Origin of the sequence: Burkholderia sp. AU4i, assembly GCF_000466765.1 — a bacterium.
GTDB classification, from domain to species: Bacteria; Pseudomonadota; Gammaproteobacteria; order Burkholderiales; family Burkholderiaceae; genus Burkholderia; species Burkholderia cepacia.
Genome location: NZ_ASSI01000157.1, coordinates 1 through 20,684, shown reverse-complemented (window position 1 = coordinate 20,684; position 20,684 = coordinate 1). Strand labels below are relative to the sequence as shown.

At 55.2% G+C, this 20,684-nt stretch carries 15 protein-coding genes; 9 read left to right on the top strand and 6 right to left on the bottom strand.

Annotation, left to right across the window (positions count from 1 at the left end):
* Window positions 1-1,152: 1,152 nt before the first annotated feature.
* The 4 genes from L810_RS47645 to L810_RS31060 form a co-directional block, all read right to left on the bottom strand.
* Entirely contained in the window at window positions 1,153-1,803 is a 651-nt protein-coding gene (locus L810_RS47645) for a sulfotransferase domain-containing protein (protein ID WP_162175303.1), read from the bottom strand.
* 217 nt (window positions 1,804-2,020) lie between these two features.
* Window positions 2,021-3,454 (bottom strand): mannose-1-phosphate guanylyltransferase/mannose-6-phosphate isomerase, encoded by a 1,434-nt coding sequence (locus L810_RS31070; RefSeq protein WP_021162197.1) that lies wholly within the window; start codon window positions 3,452-3,454, stop codon window positions 2,021-2,023.
* 131 nt (window positions 3,455-3,585) lie between these two features.
* Window positions 3,586-5,436 (bottom strand): capsular polysaccharide export protein, LipB/KpsS family, encoded by a 1,851-nt coding sequence (locus L810_RS31065; protein WP_021162196.1) that lies wholly within the window; start codon window positions 5,434-5,436, stop codon window positions 3,586-3,588.
* Entirely contained in the window at window positions 5,433-6,587 is a 1,155-nt protein-coding gene (locus L810_RS31060) for a glycosyltransferase family 4 protein (protein WP_042976847.1), read from the bottom strand. The genes L810_RS31065 and L810_RS31060 overlap by 4 nt, the downstream gene beginning before the upstream one ends.
* 143 nt (window positions 6,588-6,730) lie before the next feature.
* On the opposite strand from L810_RS31060, the gene L810_RS31055 reads away from it, so the two are divergent.
* The 9 genes from L810_RS31055 to L810_RS47635 all read left to right on the top strand — a co-directional run bounded on the left by L810_RS31055 (window position 6,731) and on the right by L810_RS47635 (window position 17,586).
* Complete coding sequence (locus L810_RS31055; protein WP_042976864.1) at window positions 6,731-7,900, top strand: polysaccharide biosynthesis/export family protein; 1,170 nt, start codon at window positions 6,731-6,733, stop codon at window positions 7,898-7,900.
* A gap of 148 nt (window positions 7,901-8,048) precedes the next feature.
* Window positions 8,049-9,083: a GDP-mannose 4,6-dehydratase gene (gene gmd / locus L810_RS31050; protein ID WP_021162193.1), complete on the top strand. Its 1,035-nt coding sequence runs from the start codon at window positions 8,049-8,051 to the stop codon at window positions 9,081-9,083.
* 5 nt (window positions 9,084-9,088) lie between these two features.
* On the top strand, window positions 9,089-9,988 hold the full coding sequence (locus L810_RS31045; RefSeq protein WP_021162192.1) for a GDP-mannose 4,6-dehydratase: 900 nt from the start codon (window positions 9,089-9,091) through the stop codon (window positions 9,986-9,988).
* A 153-nt stretch (window positions 9,989-10,141) separates the two neighbouring features.
* Window positions 10,142-10,933, top strand: a complete 792-nt coding sequence (locus tag L810_RS31040; RefSeq protein ID WP_042976842.1) for an ABC transporter permease — start codon at window positions 10,142-10,144, stop codon at window positions 10,931-10,933.
* Window positions 10,930-11,583, top strand: a complete 654-nt coding sequence (locus tag L810_RS31035) for an ABC transporter ATP-binding protein (protein ID WP_021162190.1) — start codon at window positions 10,930-10,932, stop codon at window positions 11,581-11,583. Before L810_RS31040 ends, L810_RS31035 begins: the two co-directional genes overlap by 4 nt.
* Before the next feature lie 98 nt (window positions 11,584-11,681).
* On the top strand, window positions 11,682-12,893 hold the full coding sequence (locus tag L810_RS31030) for a glycosyltransferase family 4 protein (RefSeq protein WP_162175302.1): 1,212 nt from the start codon (window positions 11,682-11,684) through the stop codon (window positions 12,891-12,893).
* Window positions 12,894-13,569: 676 nt separating this feature from the next.
* The gene (locus tag L810_RS44370; protein ID WP_042976840.1) at window positions 13,570-14,685 is read left to right on the top strand and encodes a GSCFA domain-containing protein; all 1,116 of its coding nucleotides are present in this window, start codon (window positions 13,570-13,572) and stop codon (window positions 14,683-14,685) included.
* A 22-nt stretch (window positions 14,686-14,707) separates the two neighbouring features.
* Complete coding sequence (locus L810_RS47640) at window positions 14,708-15,604, top strand: WcbI family polysaccharide biosynthesis putative acetyltransferase (RefSeq protein ID WP_155836414.1); 897 nt, start codon at window positions 14,708-14,710, stop codon at window positions 15,602-15,604.
* A gap of 242 nt (window positions 15,605-15,846) precedes the next feature.
* Window positions 15,847-17,586 carry a hypothetical protein gene (locus L810_RS47635; RefSeq protein ID WP_021162186.1) on the top strand — a complete coding sequence of 580 codons (1,740 nt, stop codon included), beginning with the start codon at window positions 15,847-15,849 and terminating at the stop codon, window positions 17,584-17,586.
* Window positions 17,587-17,650: 64 nt separating this feature from the next.
* On the opposite strand, the gene L810_RS31015 is transcribed toward L810_RS47635, so the two are convergent.
* Window positions 17,651-18,769: a glycosyltransferase family 4 protein gene (locus L810_RS31015; protein WP_042976836.1), complete on the bottom strand. Its 1,119-nt coding sequence runs from the start codon at window positions 18,767-18,769 to the stop codon at window positions 17,651-17,653.
* Window positions 18,770-18,962: 193 nt separating this feature from the next.
* Entirely contained in the window at window positions 18,963-20,585 is a 1,623-nt protein-coding gene (locus L810_RS31010) for a glycosyltransferase family 4 protein (RefSeq protein WP_021162184.1), read from the bottom strand.
* Window positions 20,586-20,684 lie beyond the last annotated feature (99 nt).

Genomic DNA, 20,684 nt, shown 5'->3' with positions numbered 1-20,684 from the left:
GCGAGGCTCGGGCAACCTACGGTATTTTGCGTTGTGCAATGAGAAAGCCGCGACGATTGCGACTGTGATAATCATATTGCTCGGCACTGCTGCCGGCGCGTCGAAGGATCCATTGATTGCTGCGACGGCGGGTGGCTTGGTCGCGCACTTCGTACACGAGTCTTCGCAAGTGCTCGGCTTCTGGTTCGATATGCCGAAGGAGTCGTCCCCGCAGCCGCAGGCGATCACGCAGTACGCGGTGTTCCCGGGATAGGTGACGCCTGTCGTACCGAGCGCCCAATTCAGCCGACGATCGGCAGTGGCAACTTATCGCTGCTGGATCGCGATGTCGCAGAATCGCTGCTAGGTCTTGGGGGGGCGGCGCACGCGGACGCGCCGGCGGTGCCGCAGCAACCAGATGCTTGGGAACTGCCCCCCGTGCATCCACGGCGGGCGCGATTATGCCAGATCAATAATTAACCGCGCATGAAGTTGGCAATTTTCTGGAAACAAGACTCGGAGAAGTTTCTAAAATAAAGCACGGAAAATCGTGGGTTTCTCCCGCGGAGACTCGTCAACCCAGCAACTTTTAATGGATTTCAGCACGATTAGTCGGTTGTGTTAAAAATTTGGGAGGATGATGTTTCAAATTTTGTAAGGTTTTCCGAGAAAACCGACTCGCTAAATAGATGCGATACTTCTAAGCGTCTCGACCAAACTCAAGACGAGTTGCTGGCCGCGTACGGTTGCGGCCGAAATCGAAGCCGGGGGCCATCAGGAATTGCTGGGCGGTAGCGACATCTAGCATGCGTTCTCGGGGGGTATGCGCTGCGATTCTTATACCTCGAACCTCGACATGTGCGGGGACAACCGGGAGACAGCGGTGACTTCGAGGCGGAGACTCGTGCTAACGACGTTCAGAGCCGGAATCTCTCACCAAATTTCGTGGCGATCTATCGCATCGCGATGCTTGACGGAGAGGGTGCCGTACATTGCGCCGAGCGACATGCCCAAGCCGTTCGGCTGTTCAGATCTAAAGCTTGAGAAGCGGAATGAGGCAGCCAAGCCTGAGGCAGATGAGCGAGGCGGCCGCGGTGTGCTCGAGGCGTCAGCCATCGTAGACAGCGAGCGCACGGCGGCGCTTCGATTCGGGAGGGGCGGGGCGCACGGCGATTAGCTTAACGATTCCCAGTTAAGCACTGCTTCCTGACGAGACATCCAGGTCCAAGGCGCTTCATAGGCAAGGATGTCAAAGAAACGACGATGCCGCTTATAGATAGCGTGCGCCTCTCTTGCAGGAATGAGATCGCGCCATAATCCTGGTCGCCCTTGCCATCCATGTCGATTCGGCAACGAACGGAAATACTTCAAGTTGAAGCGTTCCAGCGCTTCGTCGACCTTGGACCCAACCGCTTCACCGGAAAGTGTGTAAATTAGGTTGTCGAAATTTTTATTCGGCGATTCGACCAGATCTTCGTATTTGACCCGGATAGAATTTTCATCGTGCCACCATTGATAAGTTACAGACAACAGATTCTCCGCACCCCAACTCAACGCGTAATCCATAAACGCGTCCGAAGTCGGCGACTGACCGGCCAACTCGTGCGGAATCTCTGCATTTCCCATTAGCCACTGACTGGGTGTGGGATCGTGGCGAATGAATTGCAGGACCGACAGCAAGATGTCCAACGGGTGCCGAGCAATCACCAGCGTCTTGAATTGGTTCTCGATGAGATATCGCTGAAAGTTGGGTTCCCGATACCAGTGAAGCTGAAATGCGCATCGTGGCGGCAGGTCTTGCGGTGCGTCGAGATAGTTGTGCACTGCAATCTCTAGCAGATCGAGGCTGCTGGCGAGAACAGACCTTACCCAACTATTTCCACTTCTGGGTGAACTAATAACAGCTATGCGCATTTGCTCCTCAACTCATTCTCTCAGTGATAACGTTGTCCTTGACAACACCGCCACGCAGCCGCCGAGGGAAGGGCCGTCGACATATGCCGTCGGCCCTTTCGCTTCAGGGTAGGGATTGTGGTACCGCTTACTTTACCGATGCGGCTCGACCGTACGTGTCCTCGAACCGCACGATATCATCCTCGCCGAGATACGCACCCGATTGCACCTCGATCAACTCGAGCGGAATCTTGCCGGGGTTCTTCAGCCGGTGCATTTCGCCGAGCGGGATATAGGTGGACTGGTTTTCCGTCAGGACGATTTCCTTATCGCCGTTCGTGACCAGTGCTGTACCCTTCACGACGATCCAGTGTTCGGCGCGATGGTGGTGCATCTGTAGGCTCAGCTGTGCGCCGGGGTTCACGACGATTCGTTTGACCTGGAAGCGTTCGCCTTGGTCGATGCCTTCGTAAGAGCCCCACGGACGCACGACTCGGCGGTGTGTGATGGATTCGTGACGGCCAGAGGCGTTGAGCCACTCGACGATTTTCTTGACGTCTTGGGTTTTGTCACGATGAGCGATAAGTACGGCGTCGGCAGTTTCGACAACCACCAAATTGTCGACACCGATCGTGGCGACCATGCGGTGTTCGGCGCGAACGTAAGCATTGCGGGTATCGTAGGTAAATACGTCTCCGAACTGCGCATTACCGTTATCGTCCTTGTCTGCGATCTCGGCGAGTGACGCCCACGAACCGATATCACTCCAGCCGAGGTTGGATGCGGCGATCACGACGGCACGATCGGTCCGCTCCATTACAGCGTAGTCGATTGAAATATTCGGTACAGCAGAGAATTGGGTTTCATCGAGACGTATAAAGTCAGCGTCGCAAGTGGCAGCGTGGAGTGCAGCTTCGGCCTGTCGGGCGACTTCCGGTTCGAAGCGTTGCAATTCCTCCATGTATGTCGATGCCTTCAGCATGAACATGCCGCTGTTCCAGTAATAGCCGCCGTCGTCGAGGAAAGCTTCGGCCGTCGTATGGTCCGGTTTCTCGACGAAAGCCCGTACCGTGTAGGCGGCGCATTCCTCGGAGATGGTCGAGCCGCGGCGGATATATCCGTATCCGGTATGCGGTGAATCAGGCTTGATGCCGAACGTGACGAGATGATTATCCGCGGCGATTTTCGCGGCTGTGCGGGCCGCTTTGATGAACGCCTGCTCGTTGAGAATGATATGGTCCGACGGCAGCACCATCAGTAGTGCATCCGGTTCGCTTCGTAGCGCAACCAGTGCCGCGATGGCGATCGCGGGAGCTGTATTGCGGCCGACCGGTTCAAGTATGACCGAGGATGGCGTGATGCCAACGGCCCGTAGTTGTTCGGAAATGATGAACCGTTGCTCGGTATTCGAAACGACAATTGGCGCTGCCGCATCCGGGATGTCGGCAAGACGCAGAGCAGTCTGCTGCGCTAGCGAGTGCTTTCCTGCCAGTTTTAGATATTGCTTCGGGTAGCCGCCACGCGACATTGGCCAAAGCCGTGTACCACTGCCACCACAGAGAATCACCGGATAAATGTTCATGAATCACTCGACCTTGCTGAGATACTGATGAAAGAATTGCCTGTCTTGAAATCAGTGTGCCATTTTCTCGAAACTTTGCAGACACGTGTTGTTTTTGGACGACCGAGTGCCCCGCTTATTTGACAGCACGATCAATCGCGCGAAAGAAGGTGCAGTAGGCCATTCCGACTCCAGCGCCAGGCTTTCAACCACGGCCGCATTCGGTTGCCTTCGATTCTTGCGAGCGGTCGCGATGCGGATGTGCTCATTTTGCCGACAACTGATTCCGGCGTGGTAAATATCCCCCAGGTCCAGTCCCAGTAAACCGGGTAGCGAATCAGCACACCGGCGGTGAGCATGTCCAGAGTCAGTCTGCGTTTGCGCCATGGCTGTGGGAGCCTGTCGTGCGTGAGGCCCCAACCGGCGTAGAATGGCAGCCCGTAGGTGTGGACTTGTTTGCCGCGGATGAGGGCTTCGAAGCCGGACAACGAGGATAGAGTGTGAACTTCGTCGGAAACTTCGATCAGAGACGCGAGATCGGATTCCGTGTCGACAATATCCGCATTGTCGTTAGCCTTGACAAGGCCCTGCCGGTTTCCGGACAACACATCTGGATGCGGTTTGTACACGATAAATGCGTCAGGACGATGCAGGCGGACTTGGTTCACGAGATCTTCAATCGTCGAGATGTTTCTCGTGCCGAGGCGAATGGATGCATCGTCGGCGACTTGACCGGGGACGAGGATGACCGTTTTCCCGAGCGGGGCGTGCCAAGTCGGGCGGTGGCGACCCAGATTGTATTTCGTCAACCCGGCCTTTGAGATTGTTTCGCGTAATGTTCCGGCGCGAGAAAGTTCCGCGTCGGTAAACTCGGCCTCGTTCAAGATCACTGAGAGATCGCTTGGCTGGCTCGGATCGAAATAAATACCTAGTCGGTCGATAACCTGACTGCAAGGTGCGACGTGATCTGAACCCAGGCCAGCTGAGTGCAGGAAACCATCCTCGATGCGGATCACGGGCGTCTCGGGTGGAAGGCCTGTCGACGAGCGGGCGCCCCAGAACGCGGCATATTCACCGGCGCGAAGTTCATCGAGCCGATCGATCCAGCGCAGTCGTGTTCCCGCTGCGGTGAGATAGGGTTTGACGAACGGCCGTTTCCACCACTGGAAGCGGACTCCCGCAACCCTACCCACATCGGCGAAACGCCGCGCCGTCTCACGGTGTGTCGCGATTGCGGCAAGCAACGTGTTTAGTTCGCCGATTGTTCCTGTCTCCGGATCAATGTGCCGGGATAGGCGTACGAACGTCGCTTCGAATAGGGCGCCGATTGTTGCACTGGCCTGACGCGCCGGCTGAACGGCATCATCGTGGGTGAGGCCCCATCCCGCGTAGTAGGGGCGGCCAAATACGTATACCGGTACGCCGCACAACAGGGCTTGCATGCCTTCGGGAGCAGATACGGTGTAAACGTGTTGGAAATGGGGGAGCGACGCACACAGCGAGCCGAGAGGATCAAGTGATCGCGAAGTTGCGCATATCTCGGGATGACGGGCGGACAACCATTCCGTGCGCTCGTTTGCACCGCTGCGCGCTAGCCAGAATTCTGCGTCGGGATGCGTGTTGAGCGCAGTTGAAACCATCTTTTTGAATGCCTGGCGGCGCACCGGACGCGGTGTGCGGAAGGCGTCCGAGACCGGTTCGTCGATCAGCAGAACGCGCTGCCTGGTCGACGCGGCCAGATCGGGGTGGGGGCGCGATGGCGACGTAGCAGGATCGAAGACACACGCAGAGCGAAATCGCTCCATCAACTGTTGTAAGCCGATTGTTTCGCTGTCGGTCGCGTGTCTCGCCAGTTCGTCATCGATGCAGCGGATCCACGTTTCCGCAGTGCGAATTGCAAGTGGCGCACAAAACCACGATAGCAACGGGCCGCGTTTGCGTGGCAGGATATCATTTGCCCATATGCTTGGGACACTGGTGGGCTGGTAGATGTTCGTCTTCACGAAGACACTGCGTTAATAAATGCGTCGACCTGGCGGAAATGCATTTGCCAGGTGGGGGTCTCGAAGTCTGCAATGCGATCGAGCTGTGCGTTGCGCTCGGCGCTGCCGCTTTGTGTATATGCGAGAATGCGCCGGAACCAGCCTGGGCCATCGAATGGGTCGAGATAGTCCGGAATATCTCTGGCAATTTCATGAAACACCCTGAGATTGCTTGCTAGCACGGGGACTCCGAGCGTCAGCGCCTCGACGAGCGGCATGCCGTAGCCTTCCGCGAAGGACGGGAATAATAGTGCCCGCGCATGCTGCAGCCAGGCGCGCAATTGTGCGTCGCTGCAGTCCGAATGTTCTATCACGGCATCCTGGATACTTTCGCAGCGTTCGAGCATGTCAATGACGTTTTCGCATTCCCATCCGCGGCGACCGATAATGACGAGCTTGGGCGCCCGCTTGCCGAGCCGGGCGACAAGTTCCCGCCAGATATGCAGCATGAACCAGTGGTTCTTTCGAGGCTCGATTGTGCCGAGCATGACGAAGTAGGGCTGATCGATTGGGCTGGGAACACTGTCGTGTGCTGCGATTCCCGGTGCCAGGCGGGCCACGACCGTAGGTGGCAGCGACAGGCTGGCGCGATGCGCTTCCGCGGTCAGTGCATCGAGTGTGTCTTGCGAATTCATGATGAGGCCGTCGGCATGGCGCAGTGCGGTGTGGATGCGCGCGCGATGAACCGCGCCGACTCCCGGGCGACAGTATTCAGCATGCGTGATCGGTATCAGGTCGTGGATCATGAAGACTGACCGAATGCCGCGACGTTTCATGGCTTGGTAGTAGCGTGGCTGTTCCATGCCGTTGTGGCTGGTATGCAGGAGTACGGCCCTGTCGAATGTGCCACTTACGGGTGTCAGCAGACTGAAAGTAGATTGAATGCGTATTCGCGCCTTGGAAGGGGGCGGCGATTGCAGTAGCAGGTCGAATATCCTGCGCGAATCCCGTTCGGACAGAATTTTGGAAAACCCGAGATCGCTGAGTACCGCACGCGCGTTGTCGTGGTAGCGCTCCACGTAGGCGAGCCCGACGCGATCCACGCCTGTCGGTAATTGCCCTTTGGCCAAGCGTGACAGGAGCCGAGATACGTCCAGAAATACGTTTAACACGGATGAAATATTTTGTCTTGACGGATGGGCGTGTGCGAGTAGCAACGGATGGATCGAGGAATTCTGCCAATCGCGCGCAAATATATTCTACATCGTGAGACAATCCAAGCCGATTCTAGATGATGACCGGAACGCATCAAAACATGGCAAGTTTCTATCGTCGTACATATCTGGCCTGGGCCGCATGTGGTGTGGTCGGCCTGAGCGCCTGCTCGGCCATTCCGACTTCCGGGCCCAGCCGGTCCCAGGTCAATAGCGCGGCTTCCGAGAGCAATCCGGCGGGAATTCAAATCGTCGATCTCACTGACGAAGTGGCGCGCAAACTTTTTGCCGAGCGCAAACTCAGCGATTTCGTCGATGTTCTGGGAGACGGGGCGCAATTCAGTCAACGGCTTGGGGTTGGCGACAGTCTTTCCGTGTTGATCTGGGAGGCACCTCCAGCAACGCTGTTTTCGGCAGGTGAAATGGACGCCAAGTCCGGTGCGACAAGCGGATCGCGCATGACGACGCTGCCGACCCAAACCGTCGATGGTGAGGGGAATATTCGTATCCCATTCATCGGTGCAGTAAAAGCGGCCGGGCGGACGCCGGCCCAGCTTGAGCAATACATCACGACTCGGCTTAAGGGCATCGCGCATGATCCCCAGGTGCTGGTAAAGCTCGATCGCAACGAGACGTCATATGTCACGATTGTGGGGGATGTGGCCAGTAGCAACAGGATGCAGCTCAGTGCACGCGGCGAGCGCGTGCTCGATGCCTTGGCTTCCGCAGGGGGCGTCCGGCAGCCGATCGACAAGATCACGATCCAGGTGACGCGTGGCAATGTCGTGGCGTCACTTCCGCTCGCGACCGTGATTCGCGATCCGCGTCAAAATGTGCCGCTACGCGCGGGAGACGTGGTTACCGCGTTGTTCCAGCCTTACAGTTTTACGTCCTTGGGGGCGACGGGCAAGAATCAGGAAATCAACTTCGAAGCGCAGGGTATTACCTTGGCGCAGGCGCTAGCGCGAGCCGGCGGCTTGGAGGATTCGCGTGCAGATGCACAGGGCGTGTTTGTCTTCCGTTTCGAGGATGCTGGTGCGCTCGATTGGCAGTCCAAGCCGGTGCGTACCACGGCGGATAATAAGGTCCCTGTGATTTATCGGGTTAACTTGCGTGATCCCAGTTCGTTTTTTGTTGCCCAAAACTTCATGGTGGACAACAAGGATCTGATTTACGTGTCAAATGCGCCCGTTACGGAGCTCCAGAAAATGTTGAATCTGGTGTTTACCGTTGCGTATCCGGTCGTGACCGGGGTGCAGTCGTTCAAGTAATTTGAGGGTTGAGCCATTTGATCGTTGTGTGTCGCGTCGGTGGTGCGGCCTAATTCAATATGCGGAATTACTTGATTGCGTATTCGAATGATCGTATATGTCGACTCATTGGCAATATGATGTACTTTTTTGAATTGCAGAGATAAACATGAAAACGGCAATCATTACTGGTATCACTGGGCAGGACGGGGCGTATCTGGCGCAATTGCTGCTGGAGAAGAATTATTTGGTTTACGGCACCTATCGTCGGACGAGTTCGGTAAATTTTTGGCGAATCGAGGAGCTCGGTATCGACTCGCATCCCAATCTGCGACTCGTCGAATACGATCTGACGGATCTGGGTGCGAGCATCAACTTGCTCAAGACGACCGGCGCCACTGAGGTTTACAACCTTGCTGCGCAAAGCTTCGTTGGCGTGTCCTTCGATCAACCATCCACGACGGCCGCGATAACCGGGCTTGGACCACTGAACCTGCTCGAAGCGATCCGTATCGTCAACACGGATATTCGCTTCTACCAAGCCAGCACCTCCGAGATGTTCGGCAAGGTGCAGGCGATTCCGCAAGTCGAATCGACGCCGTTCTATCCGCGTAGCCCGTACGGTGTCGCAAAGCTATATGCCCACTGGATTACCGTAAATTATCGGGAAAGCTATGACATCTTCGGCTGTAGCGGGATTCTCTTCAATCATGAGTCTCCGCTGCGCGGGCGTGAATTCGTCACGCGCAAGATCACCGATAGCGTAGCGAAGATCCATCTCGGCAAGCTTGATGTGCTGGAGCTTGGCAATCTCGACGCGAAGCGCGACTGGGGGTTTGCCAAGGAGTATGTCGAGGGTATGTGGCGGATGCTTCAGGCGGACAAGCCAGATACCTACGTCTTGGCGACGAATCGGACGGAAACCGTGCGCGATTTCGTGACGATGGCGGCCAAAGCGACCGACATCGATCTCGCGTGGAGTGGCAGCGGTGCAGACGAAATCGGAACGTGTAAGAAGTCGGGCAAGGTGATCGTGAAGATCAATCCGAAGTTCTATCGTCCCGCCGAGGTCGAACTGTTGATCGGCAATCCGGAGAAGGCTCACGCCGAACTTGGGTGGAAGCCGCAAACTTCTCTCGAGGCGCTTTGCCAGATGATGGTCGAAGCCGATATCCGCCGCAATAAAGCCGGCTTTTCGTTCTGACACTCATGGCGAAAGTCCTGATCACCGGGGTACGCGGCTTCACCGGCCGCTTCCTGTCGGATTTTCTCGTAGCGGCAGGCCATGAGGTATGCGGCTTTGGTCATCGGCAGGATGCGGATTCGCCCACGACTCGTATCGTTGACCTACTGGATCGCTCCCAGGTCGAGCAGGCCCTTGGGGAAATCAGGCCCGATGTCGTCGTGCATCTGGCAGCCATTGCGTTTGTAGCTCATGGAGATGCGCGCGCAATTTACGACACCAACGTAGTCGGAACCCGGAATCTGCTTGAGGCCATATGTTCATCCGGATGCAACCCCCGATCCGTGCTGCTGGCGAGCAGTGCGAACGTTTATGGTAACTCGGATCGGGAAGTCTTGGACGAAGAGACGCCAGTGAGTCCCGCGAACGACTATGCTGTTAGCAAGGTCGCGATGGAGTTCATGGCAAGACTGTGGATGGACAAACTGCCCATTACCATCGTCCGGCCATTCAACTATACCGGTGTCGGGCAATCGACCAGTTTTCTGTTGCCCAAAATCGTTGAACACTTCCGTGATCGGCGACCGGTAATCGAACTTGGCAATGTTGACGTGATTCGGGATTTCTCTGATGTCAGGTCGGTGGTCGCCGCCTATGTACGGTTGATTGACGGCAGTTTTGCGGGGCAAACATTCAATGTCTGTTCTGGTCATGGCTACGCGCTGCGCAAAGTGTTGGCAATGGCGGAACAAATTACAGGGCACCATCTTGAGATTCGTGTCAATCCGCAATTTGTTCGTGCCAACGAGGTGCACAAGCTGATCGGGTCAAACGAGAAATTGTGTTTGGCCACCGGTTGGGAGCCGGATTCCGACCTGGATAAAACGCTTGAGTGGATGCTCGCGGGAACGACTGTCAGGCAATGAGCCAATGGCTTTCCATCGCGTCTCGCAAGTCGCCGAAGCATCTGGTGGCTTGCGAGTGGAGGGTAGCGGCCGGAGGGATTTTTATCTCTGTATTCGATGCGTGCCGTCGTGGTTTTTCGGCGAGCGCGGCCAGGTAGAGATGGGTTATACGGAATGAAGCACGATACTCCACTTAGACGATCTATCGAAATTCAGATCAGAGTGATTGGTGCGCTCTTGATGCGGGAAATCATTACGCGCTATGGAAGACACAACGTCGGGTTCGTTTGGTTGTTCGGTGAGCCGATGATGTTTACGTTGGGCGTCATCGGATTGTGGACAGCTACTAAAACTGTTCATGGCTCGGGTCTGCCGATTGCTGCCTTCGCCCTGTCCGGTTATTCGTCGGTCTTGTTGTGGCGGAATTGCGTTAATCGATGCTGTCTCGCCATCCTTCCGAATCACAGTCTCCTATTTCACAGGAATGTGCGCGTGATCGACTTGTTCATTTCCCGTGCAATACTGGAGATTGCGGGCGCGACAATCTCGATATTCACGCTGACGATATTATTTGTGACGCTTGGCATCATGTCGATGCCAAGTAATATCAGTTTGATTCTTATGGGTTGGTTTTTGCTTGCATTTTTCGCAATCGGACTTGGATTTGCGATCGGAGCGTTAAGTGAGCGCAGCGAGATGTCGGAGCGGATCTGGCACACGGTTTCTTATCTGCTGTTTGCGCTTTCTGGTGCGCTGTTCATGGTCGACTGGTTGCCGAAGAAAATGCAGCAGTACGTATTGTTTTTGCCTATGGTACATGGTGTTGAAATGATGCGGGCCGGGTATTTCGGTGATCTCGTCAAACCGCATTACAGCGTATCCTATGTCGTAGTATTCGATGCCATTTTAATGCTTGTCGGCCTGTTTCTGGTGGCCGAAACAGGCAAGCGAGTCGAACCTGAATGATTGCACTGGAAAATGTCACCAAGGTCTATCGGACCCGCCAGGGTTCGCGCGCAGTTCTCGATCGTATCAACCTGAAGGTTGAGCGCGGAGAGAAAATCGGTATTCTCGGACGCAACGGCGCCGGCAAGTCGACCATGATCCGGCTAGTTAGTGGTGCGGAACCGCCGACCAGCGGGATGGTTCGACGCGGCATGAGCGTATCATGGCCACTGGCATTCGCAGGCGCATTCCAAGGCAGTCTGACCGGGCTGGATAATCTGCGCTTCATCTGTCGGGTATATGGCGCCGATTCGAAGGCGGCAGAGCCGTTTGTCCAGGAGTTTTCCGAGTTGGGTTATTACCTGAGAGAGCCCGTCAAGACGTACTCAGCAGGTATGCGTGCTCGTTTGGCGTTTGCGTTATCGATGGCTATCGAATTCGACTGCTTCCTGATTGACGAAATTATTGCTGTTGGTGACAGCAGGTTTCATGCGAAATGTCACGCTGAGCTCTTTGAAAAAAGGAGTGATCGGGCGCTTATTATTGTTAGTCACGATGCCGGATATATTCGAGAGCATTGTGATCGTGCGGCGGTACTCGTTCAGGGAAAGTTGCATCAGTTCGATCATGTCGATGAAGCCTACGAGTTTTACCAAGCGAGTTCGAAGTAATTGAATCTTAAACCTTCTAATTTGATCTTTTTGTAATGTGGAATGCAGTGCGGTTGCATCTTCTCCAGTTGCTTGCCGTTCACTACCACGAGGCCTGGGTGAAATACGCCCGCCAAGGCATTGCGTCGTTGCGTGTTCTACCGGAACCGCAGCGCAGGGGCAGGTGGTTGCTTGTCGATGTCTCTATCTTCGCCATGCACGATGCGGGAACAGGAATTCAGCGCGTTGTCCGCTCCGTCGCGGCCGAGTTATTGCGGGCCCCCCCGGACGGTTTTGAAGTCAAGCTGGTTAGAGCCACACGCAAGCTAGGCTATCGCCATGTCGAGCTTCAGTGCCCGGTTGGAGACGACGATCGACTACACTTGCGGACGCTCGATCTTCCGGTAAATGTTCAATGCGGCGACATTTTTCTCGGCCTGGACTTCAGCAGCCGAATCATCCCGGCGAGATTGCGTGAATTGCTGTATTGGCGACGGATCGGAGTGAAATGTGCATTTGTTGTTTATGACTTGATTCCGGCCCTGTATCCGCAGTGGTTTACGAGAAAAGGAAGAGGGTATTATCAAAAGTGGTTGAGATCAATCTCGATTCACGCCGATATGCTTTGCTGTATTTCGAATGCGGTAGCCGACGATGCTCGTCATTGGATTTCATCGAAATTCGGAATTGGAGGCGACGAAATTAATTTTCGCTGGTTCCATCTCGGCGCGTCATTCGGCGAGGCGACAGTCGAGCCGATTCAGTCAGTGATCGTGCGAACCGATGGAGGTGAAGTCGCGCCCTCGAGGTCCTTGTTGATGGTCGGTACTGTTGAGCCGAGAAAGGGGCATGACCAAGTGCTGGGCGCCGCGGAGGAGTTGTGGCGACGAGGATTCGATGTGGTATTGGTCGTGGCGGGGCGGCAGGGCTGGAATGTCGAATCGTTTGCCGCACGTTTACGTGCGCATCCCGAGAACGGCAAGCGGATCGTCTGGTTGGAAGATGTCAGTGATGGCCAGTTGGGGTGGCTCTACAGGAATCTGGGTGGATTGGTAATGGCGTCGATGGCGGAGGGATTTGGCCTGCCCCTAGTCGAGGCGATGCATTACGGGATGCCAATTTTGGCGCGGGATCTGCCGGTGTTCAGAGAAATCGCCGGAGAGTCGGCATCGTATTTTGGCGACGATAATCCGATTCAGCTCGCGGATCGAATACTCGAATGGATGAATGATTCAGAATCAGAAAGAGTGTCCGCGACCGACGGAATGAGGTTGGTCAACTGGCGGGAGAGCACAAATTGGCTGATCAGGCATCTGAACGAACTGGCCTGACCGGCTAGACCCTGCTTTGGCCCGTGGCATAGTTGGCCGGGGTGACCTGCCTCCGGAAATTTATTGCATGTTGCTGTTTTGCAGGCGCTCGGCGTGACGTGTCGCCGTGGCCCTCGCTCTCGCTTGACCAAGCCGGCCGACAGCCTTCGCCGGAGTGCCGTCGATTGGGTGACGAAGGGGGGGGAGCCGCGCGAGCTTGCTTCGCAAGCGCAGGTACCCGACCTCGACGTGACGTATCGCCTGATGGCAATCGATGCAACTTCAACAATCTTTCGCAGAAATTTAACAATTTTGGCGTCGTCGTCGCGTCGACACAATTATTGCGAAATTTTGCTGATATTCTTCGTCTATTGAGACGTAAAATCTTCAAAATTGCTCGATTCGTTCGTTCGGGTTCCGGCATGTGTTCGAACCAGTGAAAATTTGTGAAGTGCGCCCGACTGCGCTCTGGTCACAGGCAAGCCTGGAACGGAGGCGAGTGTGCCGAGAGTGGGTCGTGGCGGACATTCCTGTGCGGTGCGGCTGGCTATGGGCATCCGCGACCGGGCGGGTCATCGGCCGGTCTGTACACGTAGTGCTTCAGCTCCGCGAAGCTCATACTTTGGTGACTCACGCCGAAGCTGGGCCAACCGGGAGAAAGATGAGTTGTATCAGTCAGAACATGTGAAGGGGAAACATGAAGAATCCTTATTCCGGCAAACCGGACTACGCTTTCTGGAAACGATCGGTGTCCAGCCTGAACATTGGTGAAGTGGATCCGGTAGTATCGGCGCCGTTCCCGATCAATCTAGGGGACAAGATCGCGACAGCAGGGAGCTGTTTCGCCCAGCACATATCGAGAACGTTGACCTCGGAAGGTTACGACTATCTGGTGACGGAGAGTGCCCCGCGCTCCACGGCGGCGGTTGACGACGGATATGGTGTGTTCCCGGCTCGCTTCGGCAATATCTACACCGTGCGTCAACTTCTGCAGCTATTCCTACGGGCTTACGGTTTGTTTCATCCAGTCGATACCGTATGGTGGCGGGCAGATGGCCGCGCGGTCGATCCGTTTCGCCCGCGGGTACAGGAATCTGGATTTGCCAATCGTGAAGAGGTTGAATCCGATCGCGTTGAACATTTCAAGGCTGTGCGCGAAATGTTCGAGCGCGCAAACGTTTTTGTGTTTACGCTGGGGCTGACGGAGGGATGGGTTTCGGATGTCGATGGTGCTGTTTTCCCGATCGCTCCCGGCGTGGTTGCCAATCCGGATGCCAGGGATTCAATTTCATTCCGGAATTTTACGGTTCGGGAGATGGAAGAGGATTTGACCAAGTTCATCTCGCTGCTGCGGGGTGTCAATCCAAGCATCAAGATCATCCTGACCGTTTCACCGGTCGCCTTGGTCGCAACCTATGAAGCGCGCCATGTGCTGGTTTCGACCTGCTATAGCAAGTCGGCGTTGCGTGTTGTTGCAGAGGACGCGTCGCGCAGCCATTCAAATGTGGCCTACTTTCCGTCGTATGAAATCATTACCGGGGCATATGCTCGCTCGTCATATTTCGAGGACGATCTCCGGGAAGTACGGCCCGAGGGAGTGGCGCACGTGATGCGCCTGTTCAAGCGTCACTACCTTGGCGGTACGGACACAACGGTTAACGATGCTACAGCATTTTCCGCTCGGCCCGCAGATTTTCGCCCGAATCATACGGCATTCACGGCGGCGGGTGGGACATCGACCGCGGAGCACATGAAACAGCTTCAGAAAATTATTTGTGATGAAGAAGTCCTTGATCAGGACTTTGGCAGTTAATCTCCGAAACGACAGGCGAATCATGAAAATCTCTCTTGTAGGTATCTGTCAAGTCGTGGGAATGGCTGCTTATTTGCGAAAGCAATTTCCCGAAGTAGAAGTGTCTAGTTATCATGTGCAGCCGACGTCAAATAGACGGGAAATAATCAGTCACCTGGAAAACTCGGATTTAATAATTTCGCAAATCTTGCCGGATCACGGTATGGATGAGTTTTCGAAAGATGCGTTGCAGGAAATCACGAGGAATGTCGTGATTATCCCTCCGTTGGTATTCAGTGGTTTTCATCCAGATATGATCATCATTCCGCACCGCGGCGTACCACTGAATTCTCCGATCGAGGTTTATCACTCAAGAATCATTGCGGCTGCCTTTACTCTTGGTTTGCCTCATATGCAAGCAGCCAATATTGCCAATGCATTGATATTTGATCGCCTTGGTTATTTTCATCACTTCAATGCGGCTAAGGAAGTATTCTTTGATCTGTTGCGTCCTTATCAACTAGAAGAGTTCGCGCGCTCACGCTGGGACGCTTGGATTGCGCGTGGCGCATTCATGCATACACCGAATCATCCGTGCGTCGCTATTCTTGGCGAGTTTGCACTGCATGCCGCCAAAACAGCAGGTCTTGAGCCTGGTTCGCCGGTCGAAGGCGGGATCGACGATATCTTCGACGATCAGCATGGTTGCCCGGTATATCCCGAAATTGGGCGTTATCTCGGAGTGCAGGGCGCAGATCGTTTTCGCACTTACAAGCGAGCGACCAATAGCGAGGCGGAGAGATACATGGATATCCATCATTTCGCGAAAAATGCGTACGAGATCTATCGTTCGCTGGAGCGTGATGAACTTCTCGTCGATTCCTCGATTCGCTTCGCCCGGAAAGTCATACAGGACCTGATTTCCGACTCTCGCTCTTGAGTGGTGGTGGTGGGGCAGGCGTCGAGTTACGGGCGGCGTCGCATGCCAATCGCGTGATCCGCGGGTTCGAGCGGATCACGCACTAGATGAGACGCTGGCGCAAACCAGCACGCAGCTATGCCGATTGGCCGTGATCGCTTCCGCGAGCGACGCGACCGGCGAACGATACATCGCTTCGGTAGTCTACGGTTGTGTTCGTCGAGCGTACTCGGAGGGGCCATGCAAGGCATGTGCCGATAACGATGCCGATATTCGCTGTATTCTCGGACCTGCGCGCTGAACTGCCTATGAGACTTGTTGGATCGGTTGTAGCCGTGATGGTTGGCCTGTCTGCTTTCGCAACAAAGAACGCGGCCGCCCAGGTAGCTGATGTGCCCGGTCGAGAGATGGTCGCGGGAACCGCTCGAAAGCATGGTGGCAGCGGAGATGCCATCTGTGATCCGACAGGAAGAGAAGACTCGTCTGCCTGCCTCGAGGAAACGATGCGTGGCCTGATCGGTGGAGGCCGCGTTAAGGTAACCGGCAAATACCTGATTGAGCGACAGTTGGTTGTCCCATCCGGTGTTTCACTTGAAGGTGAGTGCACAACGCCGGGGACCAACGGCAGCAATTCGATCACCGAATATTCCAACTCTCGTTGCGGTGTGTTGAATGTGAGTCCCGCGGCGACGATTGTCTTGTCTTCCGGTGCGAGTATTCGGGCAATGCAGATCTTTCGCGCGGGGATGACGTTCCCTGCGCCCGATAGCAAGTCGTACGCAGGAACGGCAATTACGATCGGCGGTGACGATGCGGCGGTTGACCGCGTCACGATTCTCGGATTTGAACGAGCTGTGTACGATGCGGGTTATCAGCGGCCATTTATCAATTCTTTGTACGGTGATAATAATAATGGCATCGAGCTCACGCGCGTTTACGATGTTGCGAGAATTGCTAATTGTCATATGTGGCCCTTCGCAACGATTGCTTCGTCAGGAGATCCCGCGCGTAATCGGCGATCCGGCATTGCATATAATTTTCACGACGCCGTTGATGGGCCAGTTATTGTCAATAACTTTGCATATGGGTATAAAACGTCGTTTCGCTTCGAAAATGTCAGTACAGTAAGTGCCGTCAACAATTTTGCTGATAACGTCGGGCAGTCTTCTGATTCGGTGGGGTGGTGGTTTGGTGGAAATTTGAATGGATTTTCAGGGGTGGGGAATGTTGCCTGGAGTCAAGCTGTTGGGGTGAGGGTTAATCTGAATCCCAGTCAAATCGTTGATCTTTCTGGTATGCGGTTGAATCATAATTCGACGCATATTTATGTTGAGAGTGGTAGTGTGAGGGTGTATGGGGCGGAATTATTCAATGCCAAAAAGGTATTGGTGACTCGACGCCCAGAATCGATTGTTATGTTCGATGGGAATACGTTGGCGAATAATGTGGTCGGTATTTCTGCGCTTGTTTCGACATCCAATATAAATATCGGGCCGGATAATCTCAATTTGACGGATGGTCAGGGTGGAGTGCTTTCCTCTGGAGACCTCAAAATACCCGAACTGATATCGCGCGAATTTCTGAATCTTCCGTCAAATGGTGAAGTATTTGCGGTGAAGGGAGCCACCGGATTGCGGTATCTCGGCGGTGGTTGGGCAGGACGGACGATCACATTGATATTCCGCGAAGCGTTGACGGTCTATTCGGGCGACGGCCGTGATTCCCTGTTTGTGGACAACGGCGGCAGATTTCAGGCGAATCGCAACGCGGTGCTCGTGCTTGTCCATGATGGGGTGCGCTGGATTCAGATGGCCGGAGCTGGCGCACGAGAGGCGATGCCACGGGCAACGGTCGCAACTCTACCCGCATGCGGCAAGTCATCGATCGGATCAACTTACTTGGTGACTGATGCGGCGAAGCCGCAATATGCGAAGCCGTTAACAGGCAGCGGGACAACGACTGTGCTGGCGGTGTGTGACGGGGCGAAGTGGGCTGCGCATTGACGTGGCGTCGTCCTGCACTCTCGCTGGTTACCACGAGCAGGTTTCATTGAGACGGCACCAGTGACTACCCCTGAGAGATTTGCCGATAGAGCTCGATCGTCCGATCTGCGCAGCGCTTCCAGGTGAAGCGGCTGGCCACTGACAAGCCCGCGGACACTGCGGTTCGCCGCCACTCGTCGTCAAGGAGGATCTTTGCGATGCCTTGCTTCAACGCCTCGGTGTCGTCGGGGTCCACAAGCCACGCCGCACCTCCGGCGACCTCGGGAAGGGACGAGCGATTCGAAGTCAAGGTCGGGATGCCGCTGGCGAGCGCCTCTAGGACAGGGAGTCCGAATCCCTCGTAAATCGACGGGTACAGGAAGGCGCGTGCACCGGAGTAAAGGAGTGGAAGCGCCGATTCGGGAACAAATCCGAGATAGCGGAGCCATCCGGCGCGTTGGTAGGTCTCGATGCGAGAATGCAGAGCGTCACTCAACCAGCCTTTGCTGCCTGCCAACACCAGTGGGTAGTGCCGCCGTACATCGTCGGGGAGGCTGGAGTAGGCGTCGAGCAGGTAATCGATTCGCTTGCGCGGTTCCAGCGTTGATACGCACAGCGAATATGATGCGAACCCAAGTCCGGTCGAACTCAGGTAGTTTTGCAAATCGCTGTTGTCACGAGGGTGGAAATCGGTCGCTACGCCGAGCGGAATCGATGTAACGCGATGGTCCGGCCAGCCGAAGTAATCGATGACTTCCTTTCGTGTGGCTTCGGAGTCGGTGACCAGGTGTTGTGCTCGGTTGATCGTTGATTCGAACCGGTTTTCGAAATCGGCGAGTCGTTCGCGGGGGTGTGCCTCAGGATACCTGAATACCGACAAATCGTGAATGGTCGAGATTCCGGAGTCGGCCAGATCCGGGAGAAAGTAATTGGGCGAGTGAAATAGGAACTGTCTGGCCTGGCGGTTCAGTCGCCAGCGCCGGAATTTTCGTGTTGCCTGAGCAAGGAGCCTCTTTCTGTGTCGAGCCGGAGCGAGATTGCTTAACAATGCGTTGGGGTCCTCGATCCAACTATTCTGGAGAAAGAATTTTAACTCTCCGAAATTTGATGAATCCGCCAGGTAATGATTGGCCAATTCATACGTGTAACGACCGATGCCGGTAAGAGGTGGGGTAATGGCATCGACGCAGAAGGCAATTTTCATGAATTCACGATAGTAGGAAGACAACCTTGTGCGAGGTATGCCATATCCAGTCAATGTTGGGCGACATCGAGATGGAGTCCATCTCGATGTCGTGATTGATGAGTCGTGTATCGGCCGGTCACGTCAGGTCTTGCGGCACATACGCGGCAAGCCAACCCGGAGGTGTTCGCCACCGGCCGAAGTACAGTGATGCTCAACTGATCGACTCGGTGTTTGACATATGGCGACTGGCGTGATCTCGTGAAAATTCGATAATACATGCCAGTGCTTCGGCGGCGTCTTCATACGCAAACCATACCGGGAGCCCGTGTTCCGCGGGCAATCCCCTGAGTTTTGCCTGGGGCAGGACTACCGGCACCCTGATGTCTAAGTTCTGGCGTATCAAGCTGCTCAGATCGCCATTGCTCTCGGTAATCCAGATCAACGAGAACTCTCGAAGTTGCGCCGGAGTGATCCATTCATGGTGTGTGAAGACGGGGCGAATTTCCTCGGCGAGACATTCATGGGTGGCTTCGACAATCGTGGCAAACGACTGGTCAAATCTGTCTCCGATGCACAGAATCCGCGCCGCTGGGCCGGGTGTTGGGGAATGACCGATCGAAAGCCTATAGATATGAACGAGGCGCGAAACCTGCATCTCGAAGGCATTGAATCGCATGGCTTCCTGCGCATTGACGCCGAGCAGAGTGCGCAATTCCGGAGAGCGCGCCATTTTTTCCATGCAATGGGCGAGGTCGCTTGCGTTGCCGGGTTCGAAGGTCAAACCGGTGACGCCATGCTTGACCAGTTCCGGCATGCCGCCGATTCGCGATGCAATGACCGGTATTCCGGAGCACATGGCTTCCGTGATCGAGACTGGCTGATTCTCCGGCCAGATTGACGGAAGAACCAGCACGTCGGTATTTTCATAAACGGAAGTCATCTGTTCATTCGGGATTTTTCCCCAGAACGTCACGAGATCCTTGCAGCCGTTGCTGGTAACCAAGCGCTCGTATTCTTCACGCTGTTCGCCTTCTCCGATCAGATTGACGTGAACGTTGACATGGTTTTTGACGATTGCGAGCGCGTTTAGCAGGGTGGTGGCCCCCTTGTGCTTGCCGAAGTAACCAACAAAGGTAAAGCGCACGGCAGGTGCTGCTCGTCTTCCGATATTGGAAAAGCGTTGGAAGTCGACGCCATTCCAGTTGACGTGCATCTTCTCGGCTGGGAAGCCAGCCTTCAAGTACGAATTTGCCAGATGGGCCGAAGGCGAGATGAAGGCGTCGACGCTGTCGAACAAGATCCGGAAATGCCCTTGGCGAAGCCGAATCGGTATGTTTCTGCCACGGCCGTCGTCTAGCGGGCCGTGGCATCGCGTGCAGGCCGTGAAGTCATCACAAAGCTGCCCATCCTCAAGCATCGCCGTATTTTTGAGGCAATATCCCCAATGATCATGGAGCGTGACGACACAGAACGCACCGGCATCCTTGGCGATCCGGAGAATGCGCGTCGACAGTCCGATCAAATTATGTCCATGCACCACATCGGGCTTGAATCGCTCGATGACCGCGCGGAAATTGTCCTCAACTTCCGGGTGGTTGAAGCTGAGTAGGTTGATCTGGAAATCTTCGCCGGTCAGCCGGTTGCGGTGGACCGTGATTCCATCCAGTTCGTCGGTGCGCAAGCTATGTCGGGGGTAGCCTTCGCGAATGTCCCCACAAAACACTTCGACTTCGTGTCCGGCGCGTTTCAACATGACCGCTTGCTGGTGTGCGATCAGTTCGGCGCCGCCGATGAATTTCGGTGGATAGACGTTTGAGCAGATAAGTATCTTCATCGCAACTCAGTGATCGGCTTGCAGGGTGTCCATGATCGAGAAAACAACGTGCTTTCTCGAGTCACCATCACCGAGTGACGAGCTAAAGTCGGAAGTGGT